The 24,726-nt window shown below is 73.3% G+C and carries 21 protein-coding genes; 7 read left to right on the forward strand and 14 right to left on the reverse strand.

What is annotated here, in order from left to right:
- Positions 1-100: 100 nt before the first annotated feature.
- The 7 genes from NAEX_RS04815 to NAEX_RS49610 all read right to left on the reverse strand — a co-directional run bounded on the left by NAEX_RS04815 (position 101) and on the right by NAEX_RS49610 (position 9,289).
- Positions 101-1,597: a M20/M25/M40 family metallo-hydrolase gene (locus NAEX_RS04815; RefSeq protein WP_211302350.1), complete on the reverse strand. Its 1,497-nt coding sequence runs from the start codon at positions 1,595-1,597 to the stop codon at positions 101-103.
- A gap of 67 nt (positions 1,598-1,664) precedes the next feature.
- Positions 1,665-4,247 carry a serine/threonine protein kinase gene (locus tag NAEX_RS04820; RefSeq protein ID WP_170135461.1) on the reverse strand — a complete coding sequence of 861 codons (2,583 nt, stop codon included), beginning with the start codon at positions 4,245-4,247 and terminating at the stop codon, positions 1,665-1,667.
- Positions 4,248-4,640: 393 nt separating this feature from the next.
- Positions 4,641-5,933 carry an NlpC/P60 family protein gene (locus NAEX_RS04825; RefSeq protein WP_096326347.1) on the reverse strand — a complete coding sequence of 431 codons (1,293 nt, stop codon included), beginning with the start codon at positions 5,931-5,933 and terminating at the stop codon, positions 4,641-4,643.
- A complete protein-coding gene (locus NAEX_RS04830) occupies positions 5,920-7,161 on the reverse strand; it encodes a Mur ligase family protein (RefSeq protein ID WP_143140781.1) in 1,242 nt (413 codons plus the stop codon). The genes NAEX_RS04825 and NAEX_RS04830 overlap by 14 nt, the downstream gene beginning before the upstream one ends.
- 55 nt (positions 7,162-7,216) lie before the next feature.
- A complete protein-coding gene (locus NAEX_RS04835; RefSeq protein ID WP_096326349.1) occupies positions 7,217-7,660 on the reverse strand; it encodes a hypothetical protein in 444 nt (147 codons plus the stop codon).
- Positions 7,661-7,723: 63 nt separating this feature from the next.
- Positions 7,724-8,650, reverse strand: coding sequence for a pyridoxal-phosphate dependent enzyme (locus NAEX_RS04840; protein ID WP_096326350.1), 927 nt, complete (start codon positions 8,648-8,650; stop codon positions 7,724-7,726).
- Between the two features lie 321 nt (positions 8,651-8,971).
- Complete coding sequence (locus tag NAEX_RS49610) at positions 8,972-9,289, reverse strand: hypothetical protein (protein ID WP_170135462.1); 318 nt, start codon at positions 9,287-9,289, stop codon at positions 8,972-8,974.
- Between the two features lie 205 nt (positions 9,290-9,494).
- On the opposite strand from NAEX_RS49610, the gene NAEX_RS49615 reads away from it, so the two are divergent.
- Entirely contained in the window at positions 9,495-10,133 is a 639-nt protein-coding gene (locus NAEX_RS49615) for a TetR/AcrR family transcriptional regulator (protein WP_170135463.1), read from the forward strand.
- A 398-nt stretch (positions 10,134-10,531) separates the two neighbouring features.
- Positions 10,532-11,557: a hypothetical protein gene (locus NAEX_RS04850; protein ID WP_143140780.1), complete on the forward strand. Its 1,026-nt coding sequence runs from the start codon at positions 10,532-10,534 to the stop codon at positions 11,555-11,557.
- A gap of 177 nt (positions 11,558-11,734) precedes the next feature.
- Here NAEX_RS04850 and NAEX_RS04855 read toward each other — a convergent pair whose 3' ends face one another.
- The 6 genes from NAEX_RS04855 to NAEX_RS04885 form a co-directional block, all read right to left on the reverse strand.
- Complete coding sequence (locus tag NAEX_RS04855) at positions 11,735-12,466, reverse strand: class I SAM-dependent methyltransferase (RefSeq protein WP_170135464.1); 732 nt, start codon at positions 12,464-12,466, stop codon at positions 11,735-11,737.
- Between the two features lie 143 nt (positions 12,467-12,609).
- Positions 12,610-15,186 carry an FG-GAP repeat domain-containing protein gene (locus tag NAEX_RS49620; protein WP_170135465.1) on the reverse strand — a complete coding sequence of 859 codons (2,577 nt, stop codon included), beginning with the start codon at positions 15,184-15,186 and terminating at the stop codon, positions 12,610-12,612.
- 321 nt (positions 15,187-15,507) lie between these two features.
- Positions 15,508-16,134, reverse strand: coding sequence for a DUF502 domain-containing protein (locus NAEX_RS04870; protein ID WP_096326356.1), 627 nt, complete (start codon positions 16,132-16,134; stop codon positions 15,508-15,510).
- Positions 16,135-16,140: 6 nt separating this feature from the next.
- On the reverse strand, positions 16,141-17,643 hold the full coding sequence (locus NAEX_RS53680) for a TIM44-like domain-containing protein (RefSeq protein ID WP_096326357.1): 1,503 nt from the start codon (positions 17,641-17,643) through the stop codon (positions 16,141-16,143).
- Between the two features lie 47 nt (positions 17,644-17,690).
- Entirely contained in the window at positions 17,691-18,311 is a 621-nt protein-coding gene (locus NAEX_RS04880) for a hypothetical protein (protein WP_096326358.1), read from the reverse strand.
- A 2-nt stretch (positions 18,312-18,313) separates the two neighbouring features.
- Positions 18,314-19,486: a PQQ-binding-like beta-propeller repeat protein gene (locus NAEX_RS04885; RefSeq protein WP_143140779.1), complete on the reverse strand. Its 1,173-nt coding sequence runs from the start codon at positions 19,484-19,486 to the stop codon at positions 18,314-18,316.
- Positions 19,487-19,548: 62 nt separating this feature from the next.
- Between NAEX_RS04885 and NAEX_RS04890 the strand changes: the two genes are divergently transcribed.
- Complete coding sequence (locus NAEX_RS04890) at positions 19,549-20,121, forward strand: hypothetical protein (protein ID WP_100793132.1); 573 nt, start codon at positions 19,549-19,551, stop codon at positions 20,119-20,121.
- Positions 20,122-20,263: 142 nt separating this feature from the next.
- Positions 20,264-21,730 (forward strand): hypothetical protein, encoded by a 1,467-nt coding sequence (locus NAEX_RS04895; protein ID WP_096326361.1) that lies wholly within the window; start codon positions 20,264-20,266, stop codon positions 21,728-21,730.
- Positions 21,731-21,824: 94 nt separating this feature from the next.
- On the opposite strand, the gene NAEX_RS04900 is transcribed toward NAEX_RS04895, so the two are convergent.
- Complete coding sequence (locus NAEX_RS04900; RefSeq protein WP_096326362.1) at positions 21,825-22,367, reverse strand: hypothetical protein; 543 nt, start codon at positions 22,365-22,367, stop codon at positions 21,825-21,827.
- 152 nt (positions 22,368-22,519) lie between these two features.
- Here NAEX_RS04900 and NAEX_RS52750 point away from each other — a divergent pair, with 152 nt between their 5' ends.
- Genes NAEX_RS52750 through NAEX_RS52760 form a run of 3 tightly spaced genes read left to right on the forward strand, consistent with a single transcriptional unit; the run spans position 22,520 to position 24,672 of the window.
- Entirely contained in the window at positions 22,520-22,696 is a 177-nt protein-coding gene (locus NAEX_RS52750; RefSeq protein WP_170135466.1) for a hypothetical protein, read from the forward strand.
- Positions 22,697-22,744: 48 nt separating this feature from the next.
- Positions 22,745-23,383 (forward strand): hypothetical protein, encoded by a 639-nt coding sequence (locus NAEX_RS52755; RefSeq protein WP_143140778.1) that lies wholly within the window; start codon positions 22,745-22,747, stop codon positions 23,381-23,383.
- A 2-nt stretch (positions 23,384-23,385) separates the two neighbouring features.
- Complete coding sequence (locus NAEX_RS52760) at positions 23,386-24,672, forward strand: c-type cytochrome (protein WP_245913612.1); 1,287 nt, start codon at positions 23,386-23,388, stop codon at positions 24,670-24,672.
- The last annotated feature ends 54 nt before the right edge of the window (positions 24,673-24,726 follow it).

The following is a 24,726-nucleotide window of genomic DNA, read 5'->3' on the forward strand; positions in this document are numbered from 1 at the left end:
GTGAAGGCGCAGCCGGCGGCGCGAAATTTTTCGTGAAACCGCCGCGCGCCGGCGCGGGTCCCAATGCGTTGGCCGGACGTCTCACGTCCGGCGCGTCCTCTCAACGCTCCGCCAGCACGAAGGCCATCAGCGCCATCGCGGCCGCGTTGCGCTCGAGGTGGTCGGGGTCGATCTTGTCGAACGTGTCGGCCGGGCTGTGGTGCAGGTCGAAGTACGCGCTGGCGTCGGGGTGGAGCCCGAGGCTCAGCACCCCGTCCTTCGTCAGCGGCGAGATGTCGGCCCCGCCCCCGCCGGCCTCGAGCACGCTCGCGCCCAGCCCCTCGAACAGCGGCGCGAACCGCTGCACCGCCGCCACCTCTTCCGGGGTGCCGCTGATGCCGAACCCGCGCGGCGCCCCCGAGCCGGTGTCGGCCTCGATCGCCGCCACGTGCTTCTCCTTGCCGTGCGCCGCGTGGTACGCCTTGGCCCCGCGCAGGCCGTTCTCCTCGTTGGTGAACAGCACCACGCGGATCGTCCGCCGCGGCACCAGCCCGAGCTCCTTGAGCAGCGCCGCCGCCTCGATCGCCATCATGCAGCCGCCGCCGTCGTCGGTGCTGCCGTCGCCGACGTCCCACGAGTCGAGGTGCCCGCCGATCAGCACGATCTCGTCGGGCAGCTCGCGCCCGCGCAGCTCGGCGATCGCGTTGGCGCTCGGGCTGTCGGGCAGCGTCTTGGCCCCGAGCGACAGCTCGACCGTGGTCTTGCCGCGGCGGGCCAGGCGGGCCAACAGCTCCGCGTCCTCGAGCGTGACCGCGGCCGCCGGGATCTTCTTGACCCCGTCCTCGTAGCGCAGCGCGCCGGTGTGCGGGCTCCGCAGGCTGTTGGCGGTGACCGAGCGGATCAGCACCGCGATCGCCCCGACCTTGGCCGCCTCCGAGGCCCCGCTGCCGCGGATCCGCACCGTCTCGCCGTAGTGCGTCTCGTGCCGCTCGTGGTCGAAGCGCGGCATCGGTTGGTTGATCACGACGATCTTGCCGCGCAGCTCGGCCCCGCGGGTCGCGATCTCGGCCAGCGAGTCGACCACCGCGATCTCGCCGCGGACCTTGCCGCCGACGGTCCCGCCGAGCCCGAGGATCACCAGGTCGCGCTCGATCGGCGCCACCACCCGCGCGCGCTCGGCCCCGCGGACCCAGTGCGGCACCATCACCTTCTCGCGCCGCGGGTTGTCGAGCCCGTCGCGCTTCATCTGCTCGATCGACCAGTCGATCGCCCGCTCGAGCGCGCGCGACCCGCTGAGGCGGTGGCCGAACGTGTCCGAAAGGACAGCCAGCAGCTCCCACGCGCGCGTGCGGCCCTGCGCCGCCGCGGTGATCCGCTCGGCCGCGTCGACGAACACCGGCGGCAGCTCGTCGATGCGCGGCGTCGTCGCGCTGACCGCCTTCGCCGAGGGCAGCGACGGCTTGTCGCCGCCGACCACCGGCCCCGCGCCCGCGGAGCCCGGGGGCGAGCCGACCGGCATCGACGCGGCGTGGATCACCGGCGGCGCCGACTCGCCCGACTTCGGGGCCGGACAGGCGGACACGGCGGCGGCGAGGAGCAGGCAGGACGCGAGGCGCACCCGCATCCTCTACTTTACCCCGGCGCGGACCCGCAAGACCCGAACCTGGCCCCAAAGCCATGTCTCTTCAGACTTCTTCCGGCGCATCGGCCCACACGGCCCAGCCGGCGTCCCAGTCGTCGGCTTCGTCACGGAAGGCCCCGGCGTAGCGGGCCTCGGCGGCGAAGAACCCGTCGGCCGGCGGTGCGGCCGCGCCGGCGGCCAGCGGGGCGCGCGGCTTGTAGCGATTCAGGCCGCCCGGGTCGGCGCAGCCAGGGAGATCCGGATCTTCCACGCGCGCGCCCGCGGCGGTGAGCAGCGCCGCCTCGTCGACGCCGAAGTCGTCGTCGGCCAGCGCCAGCGCGCCGCCCGGCGCCTCGGCGTGGGCCAGCGGCGCGGCGAAGTTGCGGGCCAGCCATAGCCCGCCGCGCAGGTCGGCGGCGGTGTCGCGGTCGCGGACATCGAGCGGCGCCTCGAAGCCGACCACCACCGCGTTGCCGATCGTCGCCGCCGTGCCGCGGCGGAGCAGCACCCCGTAGTGCTCGTGCTCGGCGCCGTGGCCGCGGCCGCACAGCGTGGCGTTGAAGATCGTCGGCGCCGAGCGCGGCGTGTTGCGCGACCCGCCGGGGTCGTTGTCGCCTTCGAGCCCGGCGGTGGTGTCGAGCGCCTCGGCGCCGTCGCGCAGCAGCAGGAACTGCAGGCGGCCGGTGTAGCCGAGGTCCCAGTCGAACCCGTCGTCGCCGGGGTCCTGGCAGATCAGGTGCTTGGCGTCGACCGTGCCGCCGAAGAACTCGAAGCAGTCGTCGGCGGTGTGGCGCACCTGCACGTGGTCGACCTGCGTGCCGCGGCCGACCCCGGCGAAGGTGACGCCGTTGATCTCGTTGTTCGGCCCGAGCTCGGTCCCGCTGTACTCGACCCGCACGAACCGCAGCGACCCCGAGCTGTCCTCCGGGTCATCCCCGCCGTACTCGCCGCCGTCGGCGATGCCCTCGACCCGCCCGGTCGTCGGCCGCCCCTCGGCGTCGCGCAGGTTGGTCGGCGCCTTGCCGAGGATGATAAGCCCGCCCCAGTCGCCGGCGCGCCGGGACCCCGGGCGGGCCTCGCTGGTGAACACGATCGGCCGCTCGCGCGTGCCCTCGGCCACCAGCTTCGCCCCCGGCTGGACCACCAGCGTCCCGCGGGTGTCGCGGTCGCCGACGATCGTCGTCCCCGGGTCGATCGTCAGCGTCGCCCCCGGCCGCACGAACGTCGAGAAGCGCAGGCGGTAGACCTTGTCGCAGGTCAGGCGCGCCGAGTGCTCGATCTCCCCCGACAGCTCGACCACCGGCTTGTCGGCCCGCGCGCACGGCTCGACCGCGGCTGGCTCCGCGGACATGTCCACATCACCATGCTCTTCTGGACCTGTCGTGAAGACCATGCTCGCCGAGACAGCCGCCGCCGCGGCCCCCAGCGCCCACGGCAGCCAGCGCGGCACCGCCGGCGTCCGGCGCAACGGCGGATGCACGGCCGACCAGGTCGCGTCGTGCGGCCCGCTGTCGCGCGGCGGGCTCGGCTCGGCCGGGGCCTCGGCGGCCCGCGGGGCGTCGCGGCGGGTCGGCTCGTCGGGGTGCGCGAGGTCGCCGGGGCCGGGGTCGGCGAGACCTGACGGACCGGACAGGTCGAGCACGGGCAGGTCGTCCTGGACCTGGCGCGCGCGGCGGATCTGCGCCTCCACCAGCCCGCGCAGGCTGGCCCGGTCGGCGGCGAAGATGTCGGCGAGGGTGATGCCGATCGCGCGCGGCGACGGGGCGCTCTTGCCGAGGTGCAGCTCGAGCGCCTCGCGGAACACCTCGGCCGAGGCCGGGCGCGCCGCGGGGTCGACCGCCAGCGCCGACGCCACCAGCGCGCGCAGGGCCGGCGACGCCGCGGCCTCGGCGGGCAGCGGCGGGATGTCGCCCTCCTCGAGCCGGCGCGCGATCGTCAGCTCGTCGAGCCCGCCCCACATGCGCTGCCGCGCCAGCGCCTCCCACAGCATCACGCCGACCGAGAACAGATCGCTGCGGCGGTCGACGTGCTCGCCGCACACCTGCTCCGGCGACGAGTAGGCGGCCTTGCCCTTGAACGTCCCGACCTCGGTGTCGCCGTCGCCTTCGAGGCGGGCGATGCCGAAGTCGACCAGCTTGATCTGCCCGTCGTAGGTGACGAGCACGTTGTGCGGCGACACGTCGCGGTGCACGAGCCCGAGCGGGCGGCCGTCGTAGTCGCGCAGCTCGTGGACGTAGTGGAGGCCGGCCAGCAGCTCGGCGAGGATCCGCAGGTGCATCGCCAGCGGCAGCCCGGGCGGCAGCGGCGGCGGTTGATACACGCGGCGGAGGATCCGGTGCAGCGGCTGGCCCTCGAGGTACTCCATGGCGATGAACGGCCGCCCGTCCTCGCTGCCCACCTCGTAGGTCTGCACCACGTTCGGGTGCGACAGCAGCGTGGCGATCTTCGCCTCGCGCTGGAACATCGCCCGGTACTCCGGGTCGCGCGCCAGCGCCGGGCGCAGGTCCTTGAGCACCAGCAGCTTGAGCGCCCCGCCGACCCCGCGCGCCGCCGCGAGGTAGATGTCGGCCATCCCGCCGTGGCCGACGGCCGCGAGCCGACGGAACTTCGGCGCGTGCGAGCCCCGGCTGCGCTCGTCGCTCGTCATCGGCGCGGACGCTATGCCGACGCTCCCGGCGCAGCAAGTGACATCTCTGCCAGCCACGCCGGCGCTGCGGCGTGACAGACTGCGACATGTAGCCGCCGCATTTGTCACGTCCGCTCCGACGTCGCGCGAGCAACCCGACGTCGAACCCGCGAGCGCAGCAGAGTCTGCTGGAGCGAAGCGGCCGCACCCCGTGGTCCACGAGGCCCCGCGGCGCGTCACGCGGCACAGGCCTGCGACGATCCGCCGCGGCCGCCTGACCGCTCGCCGGCGGTCGGGCTCGCCCGTCGAACTCGAGTGTCCTTTTGCGCATGTTCCACCGGACATGCCCCATCGAGCACCCGGCCAGGCCAGCCGGCGCGACGCCGACCCGAGCACCGCTCGGGACCGTCTCGCTCATCGCCGCAGCGCCAGCACCTGCTCGAGCTCCATGTGCCGCCATCGCGCCGCCCGCAGCAACACTTGCTCGAGCGGCTCCTCGATCACCCGGCCGCGGCGCGACGACGCGTGCAGCAGCGTGCGGGCCCCCGCCCGCGGCCCGCGCAGCACCACGCCGACGTGGCACGGCGACTCGCCCGCCCCCCACATGAACAGCAGATCGCCGGGCTCGCCGAGCGCCCGCACCGGCGCCGCCGCCAGCGCGAGCTGATCGCTCGAGTGACGCGGCAGCACCAACCCCAGCGCCGAGCGCACCGCCCGCTGCACCAGCCCCGAGCAGTCGATCCCGGGCGGCGTCGTCCCGCCGAGCCGATACGGCGCCCCGCGGAAGCGCCGCAGCGCCCGGGCCAACGCAGCCGCGCCGCCGCGAGACCTCGCCGCCGCCGGCGAGGCCGCAGGCGCCCCGAGCCGCGCGCGCGTCCACCCGATCGTCCCGTCGCCCGCGCGCACCAGCGTCCACTCGCCCGCCGCGGCCAGCACCCCCACCGGTCCGTCGCCGGCCAGCAGCTCGGTGCACAGCTCTCTGCTTTCAAGGACATGTCCCTCGGGACATGCGCCAACTCGGGTCAACAGCTCCGTGCACAGCTCTCTGTCCTCGCGGACATGTCCCTCGGCCCATGCCGCTTCGCGGGCCAGCAGCCCCGGCTCCTCGGACCGCGAGCCCCGCTCCCCCGAGGACCGCTGCAGACGGAGCCCCGAGCCGCCGCGCCCCGCACCTGCGGCCGCAGCACGCATGCCCGCGAGGACAGGACCGGAAGCGCCGCCGCGCCCCTGCCCGGCCATCCACATGTCCTCCAGGGCATGCTCGTGACCACATGTCCTGAAGTACGCCTCCGCGACCGCCCCCGCCGGCGGCGCCCGCCACAGCCGCGTCACCCCGGCCGGCAGCCCCAGCCACGCGCGCGGCGCCGCGATCTCCGTCGCCGAGGCGTCGATCATCCAGCCGAACGGGAGCACCGCGGCGAACTCGGCCAGCGCGGCCGCCAGCGCCTTGCGGCTCAGCGCCTCGCCGGCCAGCACGAGCGCCCGCCGCCGCGGCTCGACCGCGCAGCGCAGCGGGGGCCCGGCCCACCCGAACCGGCGCAGCAGCGTCTGCCGCCGTTCGGCCAGCACCCGCAAGAGCCGCGCCTCGAGCTGCGCCGCCGAACCTTCGTCGAGCCCCTCGCCCGCCCGTCGCGCGAGCCGGCCGCCCGCGAGCGGCGCCCGGCTCTCCGCGCCCGCACCACCGACGCCGCCCTCAAGCCTCGCCATCGTCGGCCTCCAGCCCGAGCAGCTGCTTGACGACCGCGCGGTCGGAGAACGGCAGCGTCTCGTCGCCGATCGTCTGGCCCACCTCGTGGCCCTTGCCCGCGACCACCACCACGTCGCCGGGCTGCGCCAGCTCGAGCGCCAGACCGATCGCCCGCAGGCGATCGGCCTCCTCGACGATCCGCGCCCGCCCGCCGCGCACCAGCCCCGCGCGCAGGTGGGCGGCGATCTGCCGCGGATCTTCGCGGCGCGGGTTGTCGGTGGTCAGCACCGCGATGTCGGCCGCGCGCCCGACCGCCTCGCCCATCGGCTCGCGCTTGCCCGCGTCGGTGTCGCCGCCGGCGCCGAACACCACGATCACCCGCCCCTCGCCCGCCAGCGCCCGCGCCGTCGCGCACGTCCGCTCGAGCGCGTCGGGCGTGTGCGCGTAGTCGACGACCGCCACCGGCGCGCGGCCCAGCACCTCGAAGCGGCCGGGCACCACCGGGCAGCTCGCCAGCCCCGCGCGCACGGCCGCCGCCGGCAGCCCGGCCGACAGCGCCGCGGCCGCGGCCGCCAGCGCGTTCTCGGCGAACACATCGCCGACGTACGCCACCTGCAGCGCCCCGCCGAGCGCCTCCGCCAGCGGCGACGGCGCCAGCGTCAACGCGGTCCCGTCGACGGATGTCCGTACGGACACGGCCTCGAGGTCATGTTCCTTGAGACATGGCCCGCGGGACATGACCCCGTACCACACCCGGCGGACGTCGACCGGCGTCACCTGGTCGAGCAGCAGCGCCGCCGGGTCGCGGGCGTTGAGGATCGCCGCCCCGCCCGGCGAGGTGTGGACGAACAGCTGGGCCTTGCTGGCCAGGTAGTGCTCCCACGAGCCGTGGCTCTGGAAGTGGTCGGGCGACAGGTTGGTGAACACCGACCAGTCGAACCGCCAGCGCTTGGCGTAGCCGCGGGCCAGCGACTGGCTGGTGATCTCGACCGCCGCGTGGCGGGCCCCGGCGGCGCGCGACTGTTCGGCCGCCGCGAGGAAGCCCTGCCAGCTGCGCTCGACCGGCAGCGGCCGGCCGTCGAGCGAGTAGTCGAGGGTCGTCGCCGCGAACACGTGCTGCCCGGCCGCGCGGACGATCGCCGCCAGCATCGTCGTCGTCGACGTCTTGCCGTTCGTGCCGGTCACGCCGAACGTGCGCATGTCCTCGGCCCAGGGGGCGGCGGCGGGCACGGGCCTCGGGTCGCTCACGGGCCGAAGCTTCGCACAGGTCGGCGCCGGTCGGGCGCGCCCGCGAACGACCCGCTCAGGTCGTGCTCCCGGTGTCGGGCGCCTCGCAGCGGCCGCAGCCGAACGTGTTCACGTTGTTGACGCAGGTCTCGTCCCAGTTGCCGCCCTCGAGCCCGCAGCAGAACGGATCCTCGTCGCACACGCACATCTCGACGGCGTCGTCGGCGCAACCGGGCGCCGCGTGGACGAGGCAGCAGTCCTCGTCGGCGCCGGCGGTGGTGCCACCGGTCGTCGGCGCGCCCGTCGTCGGCGCGCCCGTCGAGGTCGTGCCGGTGGTCGCGTCGTCGGTGGTGCTCGCGGTCGTCGTCGTCGTCGTCGTCGTCGTCGTGCCGGTCGTCGTCGCCGTCGTCGAGCCGTCGGTCGCCGTCCCGCCGCCGAGGTTGATCACGCAGCCCGCGTTCGGCCAAAAGCCCGCCAGCGTGGCCGTCAGGGCGAAGAACTTCTCCCGCTGGATCTGCATGCCGCCCGCCCTTCCCCCGGGCACGGTCGCCGAGCCCTGCTTCGCGGTCAAGCCACGCCGGCCTCAGCCCGCGCCGGTGCGTTCGGCCCACGCGCGCAGGAGCGCGAGGCTGACCCCCGCGCCGCCGCACACGATCACCAGCACCGGCCCGCGGCCGACGATCGGCGGCGCGCGATCGTAGATGACCGAAAGGCCAGCTCCGCACGCCGGCTCGACCAGCACGCGGTGATCGTCGGCGAAGCGCAGGCACGCCTGCACCGCCGCGCGATCGCTGACCGTCCACGGGATGATCTCGTGCCGGCGCGACCACGCCACCGCCTCGGCCGCGACCGCGCGAGCGCCGAGCGTCGTCGCCAGGGAGGTGATCGCCGGGATCGTCACTGGCGCGCCCGCGGCCAGCGCGGCCGCGTACGACGCCGCGCCCTCGGTCTCGACCGCCAGCACCGGCACGTCGGTCCAGCCGACCGCGTGCATCCCCTGCAGCACGCCGCACAGGAGGCCCGCGCCGCCCACCGCGACCACCACCGCGCCCGGGCGCTCGGCCTGCGCAGCGGCCTCGACCACGATGTCGGCGTGGCCGGTCCAGATCTCCGGATCGTCGAACGGATGGATGTAGGTCGCGTCCTCCGGCAGCTCGGCCAGCGCCGCCCGGTGGGCCGCGAGCCAGTCGTCGCCGCGCACCACCACTTCGGCGCCCTCTGCCGTCAGCAGCTCGTGCGAGCGCGCGCTCGTCGTCGACGGCACCACCACCCACACCGCCGCGCCGAGCCGCCGCCCGGCGTACGCCACCGCCAGGCCCGCGTTCCCGCCGGACGCGCACACCAGCCGCCGCGCCCCGCCTGCCACCCGGCTCGCGCACAGCCGCCCGAGCCCGCGCAGCTTGAACGACCCGCACGGCTGCAGCGCCTCCATCTTCAACAGCACCGGCCCGCCGAGCGCCGCACCCAGCGGCACGGAGCGCAGAAGAGGAGTGGCTTGCGCGAGCGACATGCGACCGCCATACACCCCCGCGCCCTCGCCCGGCAAGCGACGGCAGCCTCAGCCGCAGCGCCGAGCGAGCGCCGACGCGAGGCGCGAATCACCGCCCCGAGATCGGGGCCGCCCGCCCTCGCGAGCGCCCGTCACCGCGGACGCACCCGACGTGCACCACCACCGCGTCTCCGGCCGCTCGCCCTCGCGGACCCGTGTCGTCGGCGACCCCTCGCCGGTCGCTGGCACTGCATCTTCAGCCGCTCGCCTCGCGGCCATCCTCGTCGCCAGACGCCCCAGTATCCGCCGCTCGCCTCGCGGCCGCCCCGCAGCGCTCGCCGCTCAGGCCGCGCGGACCAGCGCCGGGGCGAGCTCGCGCTCCGGCGCGCTCGCCGGGGTCGGCGAATCTGCCAGCGCCACCTTGCCGCAGCCGCCGCAGTGGGGCGGGGCGAAGGCGAAGTCGTGGGCGCTGCGGACTGCGCCCGCGCCGAACGCGAAGATCAGCGGGACCGCGAACATGATGAACGGCCCGATCAGGGCCGACACGAACAGCATCGCCGCCACGAACGCCCACGCCAGCGCGACGACCGCGGCCCCCCACGCCGGCGGGCGGCGCAGCGACGTGTGGTGGCAGCGGGGACACATCTGGTTGCTCGACATCTCGACCTCCCTATCAGTTGATAGACAAGCTACCTATCGATCGATAGGCGAGCAAGCCCGGACCTCGGTCCTGCGACGTCCTGCCGCACGTTTGCGCGGTCTGGGGCATACTCCCGCGGTGGCCCGGCGCCCCGTCTCTGCACCCACGTCCGCCGCCCGTCCGCGGGCCGGCCGGAGGTCGTCGACTGCCAGCGAGCCGGAGCCGATGCCGCAGCTTCCGCCGGCGACCGGGCGGCACCGCGAGATCCTCGAGGCGGCGATGGAGCTCATCGCCGAGCGCGGCTACCACGGCGCCTCGCTGCGGGAGCTGGCGCGGCGAGTCGGGATGCAGCAGCCCAGCCTTTACCACTACTTCCGGACCAAGGAAGAGATGGTGGAGCAGATCATCGTCACCTTCTACGGCGACATGGCGGCGGGCGGGGCGGAGATCGTGGCGGTCGCCGAGCTCGAGCAGATCCCGCGGGTGGTCGCGCGCTACGTCAAGCGGCTGTACGAGAGCCGCACGCACCCGCTCTTCGTCCGCTGCATGTTCTCGATCGCCCGCCTGAACCCGCGCTTCGGCCGGCTCAACCGCGCGATCTTCGTCGACGACCTCGCGGTCCAGGCCTCGCTCGGGCTGCGGCGGTTCATCGACCGGGGCGAGCTGACCGAGACGGAGGCGCTCGACCTCACCCGACTGATGACATTCGCTACGGGCTTCCGCCTGATGGAGGAGAAGGTCCTCTTCGACGAGCGGCCGCTCGGTCCGGACGTCGACCGTTACCTCGACTTCTGCGCCGACGCCTGCGAGCAGTGGATCCGCGAGCTGAAGCGGCGGAAGGGGATCCCGGCCGGAGCGGCCTGACCGGCGGCCCGCGACCGTGACAGGCGAGCGTCGCAATTCGCATCGCTGCGGCCCCGGGCGCAGCGCCCGTCGTCGGACCGGCTCTTGTCATTCCAATCGTTTGCGACCGGACCGGCGCGTGCAGGTGATGGGCAGCCAATGGCCGTCCCCCCACATGGCGCCGAACTCGCGCTGTCGACACCCGACCCCAGGCTCGAGTTCGAACGACGTTTTCCGCCCCACAGCGGGCCGGTAGGCCGCTCGTCGCGCATTCCACGGCGCGCCGGAGCGCGTCCGATCGGCGTCGGGGAATTCTGCGCCGGGCGACCGACGCGGGTCGGAATATTTGACTTTTCCGACTGGTCGGCACGTGGAGCATCTGCCAATCTTGAAGCCATCCCGTTCGAGGTAGCCACGTCATGTTGCGGTCTCGTCTGCTCGTCTCCGTCGCCACTCCCATTTTCGCCGCGTCGTTGTTGTTGCCGTCGGCCGCCATCGCGTCGCCCTACGCGCGCAGCGTCCCGCTCCTCGGCATGCAAGACCCCGGCGGCGAGTCCCTCGCCCAGCCCATCCCCGGGCAGACGCCGGTCGCCCCGGTGAACACGCAAGTCCAGGCCCCGGGCGCGCAGACCCAGGCCACCCCGCCGGGCAGCGTCGCCGGGCCGCAGAGCCAGAGCCAGACCTTGGCCGCGCCGGGTGCCGCTCCGCTCAACGTGCCGCCCGGCAGCACGGTGATGCAGCCGCAGATCCAGGTGCTCGTGCAGCCGCAGATCCAGGTCCAGGCCCAGCCGCAGGGCAACGCCTCGCCGACCAGCAGCGCCGACATCGCGACCAACACCCACTCGAACAGCAACTCGAACGCGACGCCGACGGTCACCACCAACACCCGCACGACGCCGCCGCAGGCGCCCGTCTACGTCGCGCCGCCGCAGCAGCGCTACCCGCAGAGCCGCTACGCCCCGCCCCCGCCCCCGCCGCGGATCGTCACCCGCGTCGTCTCGCGGCCGTCGCACGCCGCTCCGCCGCCGGCGATCAAGCGCCCGCCCCCGCCGCGCAAGGGGCTGATGGTCACCGGCTGGGTGCTGTTCGGCGTCAGCTACCTGATCACGGCGAGCAACGCGGCCGACCTGTACGACCGCTGCCCCGGCATGAACAAGCCCGGCCGCTGTCGTGACCTGGCCGAGAACATGTTCATCCCGGTCGTCGGCCCGTTCCTGGCGATGGAGCAGGCCAAGTACGCCACCGACGACTTCTCGCTGGCCGTGTCCGGCTCGCTGCAGGGCCTCGGCCTCATCATGGGCATCGTCGGCACCGTGCAGTACCACCGCGACAAGTACCGCAACCGCGTCCTCAACGAGTACGGCGTCCGCGTGGCCAAGAACACCAACCTCAACGCCGGCGGCCGCCTCGGCGGCGGTCAGCTGACCCTCACCGCCCGCTTCTGAGGGGCCGGCCCGGCCCAGCGCGAGCGCGACGAGCCATCGTCGCGCTCGTCGCGTTTAAGCCGCGCGACGGCCCGCGCCTTCTTCAAGACATGTCCTCGTGCGCCTGTCCTTGGGAACATATTCTGAAGGACATGCCTCCTGCGGCATGTCCTCGCGGACATCTCAACTCGCCGCGCCTCACTCGCGGAACGCGACCGCGACCAGCGACGAGCCGATCGGCAGGTCGACGCGGCGGAGCAGCCTCCGCTCGGCCTCCATCACCGCGAGCAGCGCCTGGTTGAGCGGCGCGGCCGGGACGCGGACGTCGTACTCGGGCTTGGCCTTGAGGCCGCGCAGGCGGCTCGCCACGCGCTGGGCGAACACGAGCGGGAACAGCAGGCAGGTGTGGTACGACAACCGCTCCAGGCGGAAGCCGGCGCGCTCGAGCACCGGTCGCAGCGTCGCCTTGGTGTAGCGGCGGCGGTGGTGAACCGACACGTCGTGGTCGCTCCACAGGATCGGCAGGGCCGGCACCGTGACGAGCAGCAGCCCGCCGGGGCGCACCAGTCGGGCCACGGCGGCCATCGCCGGGTCCTCGTCGTCGATGTGCTCGAGCACGTCGAACAGCGTCACCACGTCGAACAGGCCCTCGACCGGCAGGTCGTCCGGCAGGCTGCCCGGGCGCACGTCGAGGCCGAGCTCGCGCGCCGCGAACTCGGCCGTCGGCAGGTCGGGCTCGACCACCGTCACCTCGCCGAAGCGCGTCATCTCCTGCGAGATCAGCGAGCACGCGCCGCCGACGTCGAGGATCCGCAGCGGCCCCTCGGGCGCCCAGCGCTGCAGTTGATCGAGGATCACGCGGCGACGGCCGATCCGCCAGAAGTGGCGCTTCTCGAGCTCGAACAGCTTGTCGTAGGCGCTGCGATCCAAGGCGAACCTACGTAGCAACCGACCCCGGGCTTGTAAAGCGCGCAGCGCGCGCTCGGCGATTCTGCCACCGAAACGTGACCGAAACGACGAAGGGCCGATCGGCGCTGCGCCGACCGGCCCCGCGGGTCACGATGCCGTGACGACTAGCCTGCCTCGGGGCAGAACGCCTCGGTCACGAGCGCGCCGTTGTTGTCTTCCTTGCACTCCTGGACCAGGCCGTTGTTGATGCCCGGATCGATCTCGACGAAGAAGTTCTTCTTGTTGTCCTTCGTCGGGCCGGGCACGGTCCAGGTCACCTGCGTCGACGCGCCGGGGAGCAGCGACGCCGCGGTCGGCTTGGTGCCGAGCTTCACGCCCGTGTTGTCGACGCCCTCGTAGAACGAGACATCGACGCCGGCGGAGATGCCGAGCGTGCCCTCGTTGTAGATGGTCGCCACCAGCACGAGCTCCTCGGAGCACTGGTTGAGGTCGGCCGCCACCGAGATCGTCAGGTCGGCGGCGTTGAACACGCCCTCGCCCTGCACGTTCTGGCGGAAGTTGTTGAGGCCCCCGACCGTCCAGTTGGCCTCCTCGGACATCGGCGGGTTGCCGGCCGAGTCGGCGTCGGTCACGTGGTAGGTGTGCTGGGTCCAGACCTTGCGGGTCGGGACCCAGTTGTCGCCGCCGGCGCCGTAGACGAACACGCCCTTGCGCGCGGTGAAGCCGGGCGTCTTGGCCTGGCAGTCGGTGACGTTCTTCGCCTCGGCGAAGTTGGCGACCACGACGAATTCGGAGTTGCCGTCGCCGTCGACGTCGGCCACGAGCGGGTACTCGTGGATCGTCGCGCTCGAGTTCATGATCTGCAGTTGCACCGCACCGGTCGCGCCGTCGTAGACGCGGGCGAAGCACTCGTCCTGGTACGCGACCTCGGCCTTGCCGTCGCCCTGGAAGTCGAACACCGACGACCCGGTGGCGGCCGACGAGTTGTCCTGGATGGTCGCGGTCCAGCGGGCGTACATCGCCCCGGCCGCCGGCATCGGGTCGTTGGGCAGCTTGACCACCGTCTCACCCGAGCGGTTGAAGTCGTAGACCGCGTAGGCCACGCCGCCGGCGATGCCCGCCTCGGGCCGGCCGTCGCCGTCGAAGTCGGCGATGGTGGCCGGGCCGCCGAGGTTGGTGCCCTTGATCGGGATCGGCTGCGTGCGCAGGGCCGGGTTCTGCTGGCACATCGCGTCGGTCGGGTCGACGCCGCACCACAGCTGGCCGGTCTGGCCGTTGATCACGCGGATCGCCGGCCACGCGACCAGCACCACCTCGGGCTTGCCGTCGCCGTCGAGGTCGGCGACCGACGGCCAGCCGTCGTTGTTGTGGCTCGCCACCGGGTTGTTCTTGTTCGACCAGAACTGGGTCATCGTCACCGACGGCGGGTTGCCGGGGACCCACTCGATCTTCCACGCCTCGCGGCCGGTCACCAGCTCGGGCTTGTTGTCGCCGTCGAGGTCGGCGAAGGTCGCCACGCCGCCGGGGTAGATCGGCGTGTTGCCGTTCATCGGCGTGCCGTACATCGCGCCCCACGGCTGGTTGTTGGGGCCCCACGGCTGGTTCCACACCATCAGACCGTCGTCGTCGATGATGGTGCCGCCGAACGCGATCTCGGCCTCGGGGTCGGAGTCGAGGTTGACGACCGTGGCCGCGCCGTTCTCGATGCGGACCTTGGCGACCTGGTTGTTCGACGTGCGGGCCGTCCACAGCAGCGCGCCCATGCCGTCCACCGCGTGGATCGGCGAGATGTGGCTGGCGCCCTCCTCGCGGCCGGCGTAGATGATGTCGGGCAGGCCGTCGCCGCTCACGTCGGCGACCGCGATCGAGGCGCGGCCGTGCGAGCCGAACTTCATCATCGCCGGGTTGTGGTTGATGCGCCACTTCTCCTGCCCGGTCGCGCCGTCGATCAGCACGATCTCGCCGAGGGGGTAGCTGCCCGCCATGTTGTCGATGCGGGTCGTGTTGACCACCACGTCCGGCACGCCGTCGCCGTCGACGTCGGCGATCACGGGCAGCGTGATGACCTCGTTGGTCGTCCACGCCCACTCGAGCTGCACGTCGATGTCGTCGAACGTCGGCACGACCTCGCAGTCGAGCGGGTCGGGCTGCGGCAGGCACTGGTTGAAGATCGGCTCGCAGTAGAAGCCCGGGTCGCAGTCGTACGAGTCCTGGCAGTCGCCCGCCGGCTGCTCGCACACGTCGCCGAGGCACACCGCGCCGGCGTCGCAGCAGACCGACTTGTCCTCGCCGCAGCGGATGCCGCTCGGGCACTCGGGGAGGCAGGCCCCGTCGACGCACTCCTCGCCGGCGGCGCAGCACTGGGCCGGCTCGCCGCAGAGGATCGTCATGCACATGTCGTTGGTGGTCTCCCCCACCATCTCCGTCGTCGACGACGCCGTCCCCTCGGTCGTGGTCGTGTCGCTCGTCGTGCTCGTCGTCGACGTCGTCACGTCCGTGGTCGACGTGGTCGTCGTGCCGGTCTCGGTCATCCCCGAGTCGGTGACTTCGGAGGTGCTCGTCGGCGGCGTGTCCGTCGTCGGCGCGGTGGTCGACGTGGTCGGTCCGGTGGTCGTGTCGCCGGTCGTCGTGTCCGTGTCCGTGCCCGTCGCCACGTTGGTGGCGTCACCGCATCCGGCCAGCGCGGGGCTGAGCAGCGCAAGTCCGGAGAGTGCCCAATAACGCGCTAAGTTCGTGTTCATATCGACAGTTTAGCCATACTGAGCGGCCTCGGACCACGCAACAAATCCGCATTTTTTCGCGGCCGCTCGCCCGCCGCGGGCTCCCCGGACGGTTGGCCGATCACGACATTTGGATCATGCCCTCCGCGTGTTCGAGCCCACGCGCGGGTTTCGCCGCAGCGTGACTTTTATTCACCTCCGTCGCACGTTCGTGACGCGGCGCGCAGCCGCGACGACGATCGTGCAGACGTCGCATTCACCCGAGATCTGCCCGATAAAGGCCTCCAGACGCAGATCTGCAGATGCGTCGATGACCCCGGGCGAAAGGTGGATCCAGCCCCACTATGCGTCGGGGACGGACGGCGGAGGCCTCGCCGGCGCGCCGTCGCGGGCGGCGGCGGCGACCTCTTCCGGCACGTAGTTGCCGCCCGACAGCAAGAACTTGAACACCTCTTCGACCGCCAGCGAGGTCGACCGGCAGCGCGACAGCGGGACGAACAGCAATCGGCCGACCATCGGGTTCGGCGTCGTCGGCACGAACACGCAGACGGCGTCGGTGCCGGCGCCGATCGGCTCGCCGCTGGTGAACGCGAGGTGCCACGCGTCGCCGTCGAGCCGCACCAGCACGACCTTGGAGTAGATGCCGCTGCTGCCGCCGGGCGTCAGCGAGATCTGCTTCCACGCCTTGTACAGCTCGGCCAGCACCGGCACCTTGAGCAGCAGCCGGTCGATCGCCGCCAGCACGTAGCGGCCGACCAGGCTGCGCACGACCAGGCCCAGCGCGAAGATCCCGACCAGGGCCAGCCCCACCCCCGCGAACGGCACGTCGATGCCGGCGAACTCCTTCAAAGGTTCGCGCGTGAGGTGGTCGACGTACCACAGCACGAACACCGTGACGACCAGCGGGATCGCGGCGAAGACCCCGGCGAGGAAGGTGTTGCGGGCGAAGTTCTTGGCGTGCGCGAGCATCTCGTCTTATCCGGCGTAGGCCTCGTCCTGCTCGATCTTGCTGAGCACCCAGTCGAACTCGCCGCGCGTCAGGTGAGCGCCGCAGTACTCGCACGCGCCGGCCATGTTGACGCGATCGAGCGGCCCGCCGCAGTTCGGGCAGTTGACGTTGCTGGCCGGCGCGCCGCGGACCTTGGACCCGCGGATCAGCGTCCAGTACTCGCTGTACGTGCGCGGGTACCGGGTGCTGCCCGACACGTGGTCGCCGTTCATGCGCGCGGTGTAATCGATGCTGCGGGCCCACACGCGCACGGTCAGCGCGTCGTACCAGCGGTCGCGCTCGAGCTTGACGATCACCAGGCGCAGCACCTCCGGGTTCGCCAGCACGTTGCGCAGCCCCTGGGCGCGGTAGGCGTCGATCCAGTACTGCAGGTAGTTGAACAGCGAGTCGGACACGTACGGGCGCACGCGGCGGAGGTCGAGCGCGGTCCAGGCGGCGTTCAGCTCGGCGTGGATCGTGCGCACGCGCTGGTCGATGCGCTCGGGCGAGGTCGTCGGGTCCTCGGCGATCAGCGCCGCGTGGGCCTGCTGGATGCCCGGCATGAACAGGGTGCGGTCGTCGGTGCCGACCTCCTCGGCGTGGTGCGTCAGCGGCGGCGGGCGCGACTCGAGGCTGCGCACGCGCACGTGGTGGACCGTCCAGTCGAACCGCCCGCCCTCGACCTGCTGGCCGCAGAAGCGGCACGCGCCGGTGTCGCTGCGCTCGAACGGGGCCCCGCAGCTCGGGCAGCCGAGCGCCGTCACCGTCTCGGGGGTGCGGCTCCTGGCGTCGGCGCGCCGCTGCAGCCGCCACGCCTCGCGCACGTAGAACCCGCGCTCGCCCTCCGGCAGCGCCGCGCTGTAGTTGGCCTCGAACGCGACCTCGATCTCGATCATCCCGTCGGGCCCGGCGGGAAGCTGGACCCGTTCGACCTGCATCGACCCGATCACGACCCCGCGGATCGGCACCCCCGCCGGCTCGCGCTTCATCAGCGCCTCGCGGGTGTCGGGCGCGACGTACGGCGCCAGCGCCTCCATCGCTTTGGCGTCGCCGCGGGCCCCCTGCACGCGGGCGTACAGCGCGTAGACGAAGTCGGTGAACAGCACCGCCGAGAAGTCGGGGTCGAGCCGGCGGATCGATCCGAGGTCGCCGCGGCGGACCGCGTGGGCCGCCGTCGTCGGCGCGCTGTCCCACGTCTCGTCGGCCTGGCGCTGCTGGTCGTTGCGGTAGTGGTAGTAGACGACCACGCCGACGACGATCAGCAGCGGCACCCCGAGCTGCGGCACCTCGAACAGCAGGCGCACCAGCAGGTAGAGGATCGCCCCGCCGTCGCCGCCCCCGCCGCCTCCGCCGCCGAAGCTGCTGCCGCCGCCGCCGCCGCCCGAGTAGCTGTGGCCGCCGCCCGGGCGCGCCGCCGCCTCGGCCGCCAGGGCCAGCAGCACCGCCGCCGCGACGAGCGCCAGCGCCTTCGGCCATGTCTTGCCGGACATGCCCTTTACGCCATGCCCTCGGGAACATGCCCGTTTCGACATGTCCTTCATGCCCGCACCTCGTCGGGCAGCTCGTTGACGTCGTCCTCGCCGCGCGGCAGCGCGTCGGCGCACAGCGCCCCGAGGGCCTGCAGGTGCGGCGCCAGCTCGGTCGCGCGGGCGCCCGCGGCGACGGCGGCCTGCAGCCCGGCGACCGCCTGGTCCCACGGCGCGCGCGGGACCTCGCGGCGGACCCCGACGTCGGCCAGGACCACCGCCGCGCGCTCGGTCAGCGACACGTACACGAACACGCCGGTGCGGGCGCGGGTCTCCATCACCCCGTGGTCGAGGAAGCCGGCCTTGGCCGCGCGCAGCACCGCCTCGTCGCGCCAGGCCCGCGGCGTCAGCAGGCGCGCCAGCGCGTGGCTGTGGCGGACCAGCCACGCCGCCATCAGCCCGACCAGCAGCGGGTCGACGAGGAACCAGTGCAGCCCGAACTCCGGCTCGCCGTACAGCAGGAACGCCAGCGTCAGCGCCGCCGCCAGCCCGCCGACCAGCGCCGGCACGTGGGCGTAGCGGTCGGACGCCGGCCGCACCGCGATCACCAGCTCGGCGGCGGTGCCCGCCTCGAACGCCTCGATCGCCCGGCGCAGCGCGCCCTTCCCGTCGTCGGCGAAGAACCCGGCCATCGTCAGGCTCCTCCGTGGCGCAGCTCGAACACGTAGTCGGTGTCGTAGCAGCGGACCAGCAGTCGACCTGTCTGCAGGAACAGGTAGTCGGGCCCGCTCTTCACGCGCGTCTTGCTCACGGTCTTGCCGGTCACCGCGTCGAGCACGTACAGATACCCCGGCTCGGCGCCGGCGCCGTAGCCGGTGATGACGTGGCCGCGGTGGACCACGAAGTCGGCCGCGTTGGCCACCAGCGGCGCGCTGCGCCACAGCAGCGCGCCGCTGCCGAGGTCGAGCGCGGTGATGAACGCGTTGCCGCCCTTGGCGTCGGCGTGGTGGGCGTGACCGACCAGCAGCACCGTGCCGGCGAGCGCGGCCCAGGTCGCGCGCTGGGCCGCGAACGCCCGCTCGCCCGCGGCCGTCCCGGGCGGGTGGGCGTAGGCCTCGAAGTCCAGCAGCGCCACGATCTCCGCGCTGTCCTCGCGCTGGACCGCGACGAACCGGCCGCCCGAGTAATCTGACCCATAGAACAGGATGGTGAAGCCGTCCTGGCGGATCGCCTGGACCAGCAGGTACTTGCCGAAGGTCGGCGGGATCGTCGGCGGCAGCGTCCCCGGCTCGCCGCGCATCGGGTTCGGCACCTCGTACTCCGGCAGCGCCAGCCCGTTGCGCGCCAGCCACTCGCCGTCGTCGCCGACCCCGTTCGCGGTCTCCGACACCAGCGACAGCGTCGGCGGCGGCCCCGGCTCAATCGGCGCCGGCTGCTTCAGCGTGTACGTCCACGGCGGCGCCGGCAGCACGGTCGCCTTGCGCCCGGCGAACCGCTCGCCGGCCTGCGACTGCGCGGCCAGCATCGCCCCGGTCGCCGCGTCGTACAGCGCCTGCGTCGCCAGGTTGCCGGGCGCCTCGTCGAGCACCTCGGCGAAGGCCTGGCGGGCCAGGTCGTGGCGGCCGCCGTCCATCGCCGCCACCCCCTGCGCGCGACGCAGCGCCAGCGCCGGCGACAGGGCCTCGCCGCCGGTCGTCACCACCTGTCCCGAAGGACCGGTCCCGGCGCCGGCCTCGGACCCGCCGGGGCTTGCCGGAGGGGCGGCGGTCGAGGGTCCGGCCGGCGACTGCGACGAATCGCCGCGGCGACAGGCCGCGAGGACGATCACGAGCGCGGAGGCGCTCCAGAGGCGAGCCGGGCGTCGCACCGGCCGCACTGTAGCGCAACCTCCCGCGTGACAGTCCCGCCATGACCACCTATCGTCCCCGCGTGACCTCTCGTCGGCTCTTTTTCGCGTGCGCGCTGGCGTCCGGGTGCGGCGACGCCGGCAGCCCCAGCAGTGGCGGCACCGACAGCACCGGTTCGGTCGTCGAAATCGACGGCACGATGGTCGACCTCGTCAAACCTCAGCTGTGGGTGCAGCTCGGGGAGGACGCCGACCCGCTGCGCGACCACCGACCGGCCAGCGTCAATTGCCCGCTCGGCGTCGGCTGGCTGGTCGAGGTCACCGGCTTCGAGGTCAACACGGGCGGCTGCAACTACGGCGCGTTCACGCAGCCGACCCTCCGCGAGATCGTGCCGGGGGCGCAGATCTCGCTCAACCTCTACCACTTCGACCTCGTCGCCGCCGAGCCCGCGACCGCGCACGCGGTGATCATGGCGGGCGACCACGTGCTGCTCGAGCGCGAGGTCGACATCCCCGGCAAGGCCATGGTCTACGAGGTCGAGTTGGTCGCCGACTTCGCGCTCGCGGCCGGAGAGCCGGTGGTGTTCCACCTGCACAACCACGGGCAGAACACGTGGACCCTCGCCAGCATCCAGGTCGAGGTCGAGGACCCCTGAGACGGCCTCTCGTGGCCCAGGGAGCCGGCGCAGCGAACGGACCCGCCGCGACCGTCCCGTGACCTTTCGTGCCGTGACAATTCGTCGCCGCTGAAGTACCCCTCGATCTCGCGGGCCCAGGCCCGTGAGAGGTCGACGAGCGATGCTTCATCAGAAGATGTACGGACCTGCGGCGGTCGTGCTGGCGTGCGTGACGACTTTCGGCTGCAGCGACCCCGGCCCGGGGCTCGACAGCGCCACCGACACCACCACGGCGAGCACCGACACCACCGCAGGCACCGCCGGCACCGACGCGCCGACCACCACCGGCGCGCCCGAGGCCGAGCCCGTCACCTGGCATCAGCACATCGCCCCGCTCTTCGTGCAGAAGTGCAGCGGCTGCCACATCGACGGCGGCATCGCTCCCTTCTCGCTGGCCAGCTACGAGGCCGCCGAGCCGTTCGCGGTCGCGGCCCTCGACGCCGTCCTGCGCGGCACGATGCCCCCGTTTTTGGCCGACGAGACCGACGACTGTCAGCCGCGGCACGGCTGGCAGGACGACCCGCGGCTCGGCGACGACGAGCTCGAGCTGCTGCGCGCGTGGGTCGACCAGGGCGCGCCCGCAGGCGACCCCGCCACCGCCGCGCCGCTGCCCGAGCCGCCCGAGGTCGAGCTGACCGACGCCGACGTGCGCGTCCAGATCCCCACCCCCGTCTCGATCGACGGCGACAAGGACCTGTTCCTCTGCTTCAGCGTCGACCCCGGCTTCGAGGACGACACCTGGATCGACGCCGTCCAGATCAGCGCCGGCAACCCGCAGGTCGTGCACCACGTGCTCGCCTACGTCGACGAGAGCGGCGCCTCGGCCGACAAGGTCAACGAGGACGGCTACTACCCCTGCTTCGGCGGCCCCGGCATCAACAGCGCCAACCTGATCGCCGCCTGGGCGCCGGGCATGACCCCGTTCGAGATGCCGCCGAACGTCGCCTCGCGGGTCGTCGCCGGCTCGCGGATCGTCATGCAGGTCCATTACCACCCGACGGGCAAGCCCGAGCTCGACAGCGCGACCTCGCTGGACCTGCGGATCCGCGACACCATCCCCGAGTACGTCGGCATGCTGGCGCTGATCGGCAACAGCGAGGGCCCGCAGCTCTTGCCGAGCGAGCACGACGACAACGGCTACCCCGAGTTCCGGATCCCCGCCGGCGTGGAGCACCACGTCGAGCAGATGCTGTTCAAGCTCAACGACGTCCCGCCGCTGCGCGTGTTCGCCGTCGGCACGCACATGCACTACGTCGGCACCGACATGCTGATCGGCCTCCAGCGCTCCAGCCCCACCGACGGCGAGCCGGCCAGCGAGTGCCTGCTGCAGACCCCCGGCTGGGACTTCAACTGGCAGCGCGCCTACAGCTACGACGCCCCGCTCGACGCCGTCCCGCGGGTCGACAGCGGCGACGAGCTGTACCTGCGCTGCACCTACAACAACAGCATGTCGAACCCGTTCGTCGTCCAGGCGCTGGCCGAGCAGGGCCTCGACGCGCCGAAGGACGTCCACCTCGGCGAGGAGACCCTCGACGAGATGTGCCTCGCCGTGGTCGGCGTCGCCATCGCCCTCAAAGACGCGATCTGAACGGCAGTCTCCGAGGACAGGTCCTTGAGGGCCTGTCCTCATGGACATAGCCGATGGTACCTGCGCGATCGAGCCTGTCCTTCGGACCCGTCGATTACATGTCGCCGAGCATGTCGATGCCGCGCGCGCGCGACGTCTCGACCGCGCCGGGCTGGACCTTGCCGGGCCTGGGCGCCTCGGGCTCGGGCGCGTCGCCGTCGCGCCACACGCAGCCGAACACCCGGGTGGTCGCCCGCGCGGCCTCGGTCGCGGCCGCGCACTCGCCGTCGAGCGCGGGCTCCCGCCTGGGGTCGGCCTTGGCCGCCAGCCAGGTCGCCAGCTGGGCCTCGAGCGCCCGCGTGTGCGCGTCGCGGTCGCGGCTCGGCACCTTGTCGGCGATGCAGGCCCGGTAGCGCTCGGCGTAGGCGTCGCAGGCCGCGACGCCTGTCTTGCCGTCGGCGACGGCGACCGGCGGCGCGGCAGCGGGCGGCGGCTCGGGCCGCGTCTCGGGCACGGCGGCGATCGTCGGCGGCACCACTTCGGGCGCGGGTGCGGCCGGCGGCGCGGCCTTCGTTTCGGGCGTGGGGGCGGACTCCGGCGCGGCGCAGGCGACGAGCCACAGTCCGCAGAGCAAGGTGCAGGGGCGCGAGAGCGACATCGATCCTCCAGTTCGAGCCGAGCAACGCCCGGGAAACGGCCTTGAGTTTCACGCCGATCGCAGGAAGATGAGACGGAAGATCGCCGCTTGCTCGCGCGTTCGCCAGATCGACCCCCATCACCGCGCGTGGCCACGCGCACCCCGGCCTCGCGATGCCCCGCCCCGTCCTCGCCTTCGCCCCCGCGTGTTCGACCTTGACCGCCCCCGCCGGCGCGCACGCCCGTGGCAACAGCGCGCTGGTGAGCCTCGACCGCCGGGTGCAAACGGCCGAGGCGGCCCTCGACGCCGGCCGCGAGGTCGCCCGCGCCGCTCGCTGCGGCGCCCTGTGAAGCTTCCCCATGGTTTCTGTCCCTTCCACCATGTCCATGAGGTCAGCCATGTCCCGACTCGCCCTCGCCCTGTCCCTCGCCGTCACCGGCGCCGTCGTCAGCCTCCCGAACGTCGCCGACGCCTGCGGCAACACCGTGCGCCGGCTCGTCGACAGCGGGCAGGAGTACGTCCAGCGGGCCGAGCTGCTGCTCGCCAAGGCCCAGTACCGCAAGGCGGTGAGCACGATCCGCGAGGCCTTCGGCGACAAGGCGATCGCCGCCCACATGAAGGGGCCCGGCGCGCACCTCCACGGCCGGGCCCAGCGGATCGTCGCCCTCGCGGTCGCGCGCAGCGGCGGCGCGGTGGCGATCGGCATGGACCTCGGCGGCGCGGCGCAGAGCCGCAAGGACGCCGCGATCGCCTGGGCCGTGCTCGCGCTGCGGCTGCAGGCCGGAGACCAGCCCACGCCCGCGCAGACCGCCGAGCTGGCCGAGGCCCTCGCCCGCCAGACCAGCGGCCGCGCCGAGGCCTACGACCTGCTCAAGGGCCTCGGCGACGGCGACCTCATGCCGACCGCGCAGGGCTGGGCCCTGCTCGCCGAGCTCAGCAAGGAGCGCGGCGACGTCGAGGGCAGCAAGACGGCCGTCGAGCGCTGCGTGAAGATGCGCGCCCGCGGCGTGAAGTGCGAGCTCACGGAACAGGCGTAGCGGTGCGACGCCAGCCCGAGCTCGTCCGGCCGCGGACGCGTCGCCGCAGCTGCGCCCCGCTGCTCGCTGTCTTTTCGCTCCTGTCGTGCGGGACAGGTCCCCAGGACCCTGTCCGGGCGGACATACCACCCGCCCCGCCGCCAGCCGCCCCGCAGATCGCCCTCGAGCCGCCCGCCGATCCGGCCGCGGTCGCGCGCGGCCAGGCGCTGATCGACCGCTTCGAGTGCGTGCGCTGCCACGACCTCCCCGGGCGTGAGCCGGCGCCGCTCGAGAAGCACTGCGTCCGCTGCCACCAGGACATCCTCGCCGGCCGGTTCCCGGCCCCGCCCGGGACCTTGCGCGAGTGGCAGGGCCACATCACTCACCTCACCGACGTCCCGGCGCTGCACGGCCTCGATCGCTTTCGCCGGGCCTGGCTGGCCGGGTGGCTGCACACCCCGCACGACCTGCGACCGGGCCTCGATTCGACCATGCCGCGCCTGGCTCTCGGGACAGCCGAGGCCGCCGACCTGGCCGCCGCGCTGATCCCCGCCGCCGAGGCCGCCGCGCCCGCGGCCGGCGACCTCGCCCGCGGCCGCGAGCTGTTCGGCGACAAGTCGTGCGCCCTCTGCCACCGCTTCACCGGCGCGCCGAACATCGCCCCGGCAGCCAGACTGCCGGTCCCGCTCGACGAGGCCCAGCTCCAGCGCGGCCTGGCGCAGGCCCCCGACCTCCGGTTCACGCGCGAGCGCATGCGCCCGGCCGCGCTGGTCGCGTGGCTGCTCGACCCGCCGCGGCACAAGCCCGGCACGCCGATGCCGAAGATCCCGCTCGACGAGGCCGACGCGCGGGCGCTCGCCGCTTACGTCACCGAGGTCCCGCTCGAACCCCCGCCCGCGCCGAAGCACGTGCAGCGCCTGCCGCTGCTCGAGCGCCGCGTCACCTGGGCCGAGGTCGAGGCCAAAGTTTTTAAAAGGACGTGCTGGCACTGCCACTCCGATCCGGACTACGCGCGCGGCGACGGCGGTCCGGGCAACAGCGGCGGCTACGGCTTCACCCCGCGGCGGCTCGACCTCGCCTCCTACACCGGGATCGCCTCCGGCAGCGTCGGCGACGACGGCAAGCGGCGCAGCGTGTTCGCCCCGCTGGCCGACGGCACCCCGCGGATCGTCGCCCACATGCTGGCGCGCCACGCCGAGGTCGAGGGCGCCGCGCCCGAGCTGCGCGGCATGCCGCTCGGCCTCACCCCGGTGCCGCTGGCCGACATCCAGCTCGTCGACACCTGGATCGCCCAGGGCCGCCCGCAGTAGCGACGCGTCCTGGAGGACATGTCCCCACGAGCCTGTCCTCCAGCACATGCCCCC

It is taken from the genome of Nannocystis exedens, from assembly GCF_002343915.1.
Classification (GTDB): Bacteria; Myxococcota_A; Polyangia; order Nannocystales; family Nannocystaceae; genus Nannocystis; species Nannocystis exedens.

Bases quoted from the DNA above. Each gene is read 5' to 3' on its own strand.
- NAEX_RS04820 (WP_170135461.1), bottom strand. From the start codon at position 4,247: ATGACGAGCGACGAGCGCAGCCGGGGCTCGCACGCGCCGAAGTTCCGT.
- NAEX_RS04825 (WP_096326347.1), bottom strand. From the start codon at position 5,933: ATGGCGAGGCTTGAGGGCGGCGTCGGTGGTGCGGGCGCGGAGAGCCGG.
- NAEX_RS04835 (WP_096326349.1), bottom strand. From the start codon at position 7,660: ATGCAGATCCAGCGGGAGAAGTTCTTCGCCCTGACGGCCACGCTGGCG.
- NAEX_RS04840 (WP_096326350.1), bottom strand. From the start codon at position 8,650: ATGTCGCTCGCGCAAGCCACTCCTCTTCTGCGCTCCGTGCCGCTGGGT.
- NAEX_RS49610 (WP_170135462.1), bottom strand. From the start codon at position 9,289: ATGTCGAGCAACCAGATGTGTCCCCGCTGCCACCACACGTCGCTGCGC.
- NAEX_RS49615 (WP_170135463.1), top strand. From the start codon at position 9,495: ATGCCGCAGCTTCCGCCGGCGACCGGGCGGCACCGCGAGATCCTCGAG.
- NAEX_RS04850 (WP_143140780.1), top strand. From the start codon at position 10,532: ATGTTGCGGTCTCGTCTGCTCGTCTCCGTCGCCACTCCCATTTTCGCC.
- NAEX_RS49620 (WP_170135465.1), bottom strand. From the start codon at position 15,186: ATGAACACGAACTTAGCGCGTTATTGGGCACTCTCCGGACTTGCGCTG.
- NAEX_RS04870 (WP_096326356.1), bottom strand. From the start codon at position 16,134: ATGCTCGCGCACGCCAAGAACTTCGCCCGCAACACCTTCCTCGCCGGG.
- NAEX_RS53680 (WP_096326357.1), bottom strand. From the start codon at position 17,643: ATGTCCGGCAAGACATGGCCGAAGGCGCTGGCGCTCGTCGCGGCGGCG.
- NAEX_RS04880 (WP_096326358.1), bottom strand. From the start codon at position 18,311: ATGGCCGGGTTCTTCGCCGACGACGGGAAGGGCGCGCTGCGCCGGGCG.
- NAEX_RS04895 (WP_096326361.1), top strand. From the start codon at position 20,264: ATGCTTCATCAGAAGATGTACGGACCTGCGGCGGTCGTGCTGGCGTGC.
- NAEX_RS04900 (WP_096326362.1), bottom strand. From the start codon at position 22,367: ATGTCGCTCTCGCGCCCCTGCACCTTGCTCTGCGGACTGTGGCTCGTC.
- NAEX_RS52750 (WP_170135466.1), top strand. From the start codon at position 22,520: ATGCCCCGCCCCGTCCTCGCCTTCGCCCCCGCGTGTTCGACCTTGACC.
- NAEX_RS52755 (WP_143140778.1), top strand. From the start codon at position 22,745: ATGTCCCGACTCGCCCTCGCCCTGTCCCTCGCCGTCACCGGCGCCGTC.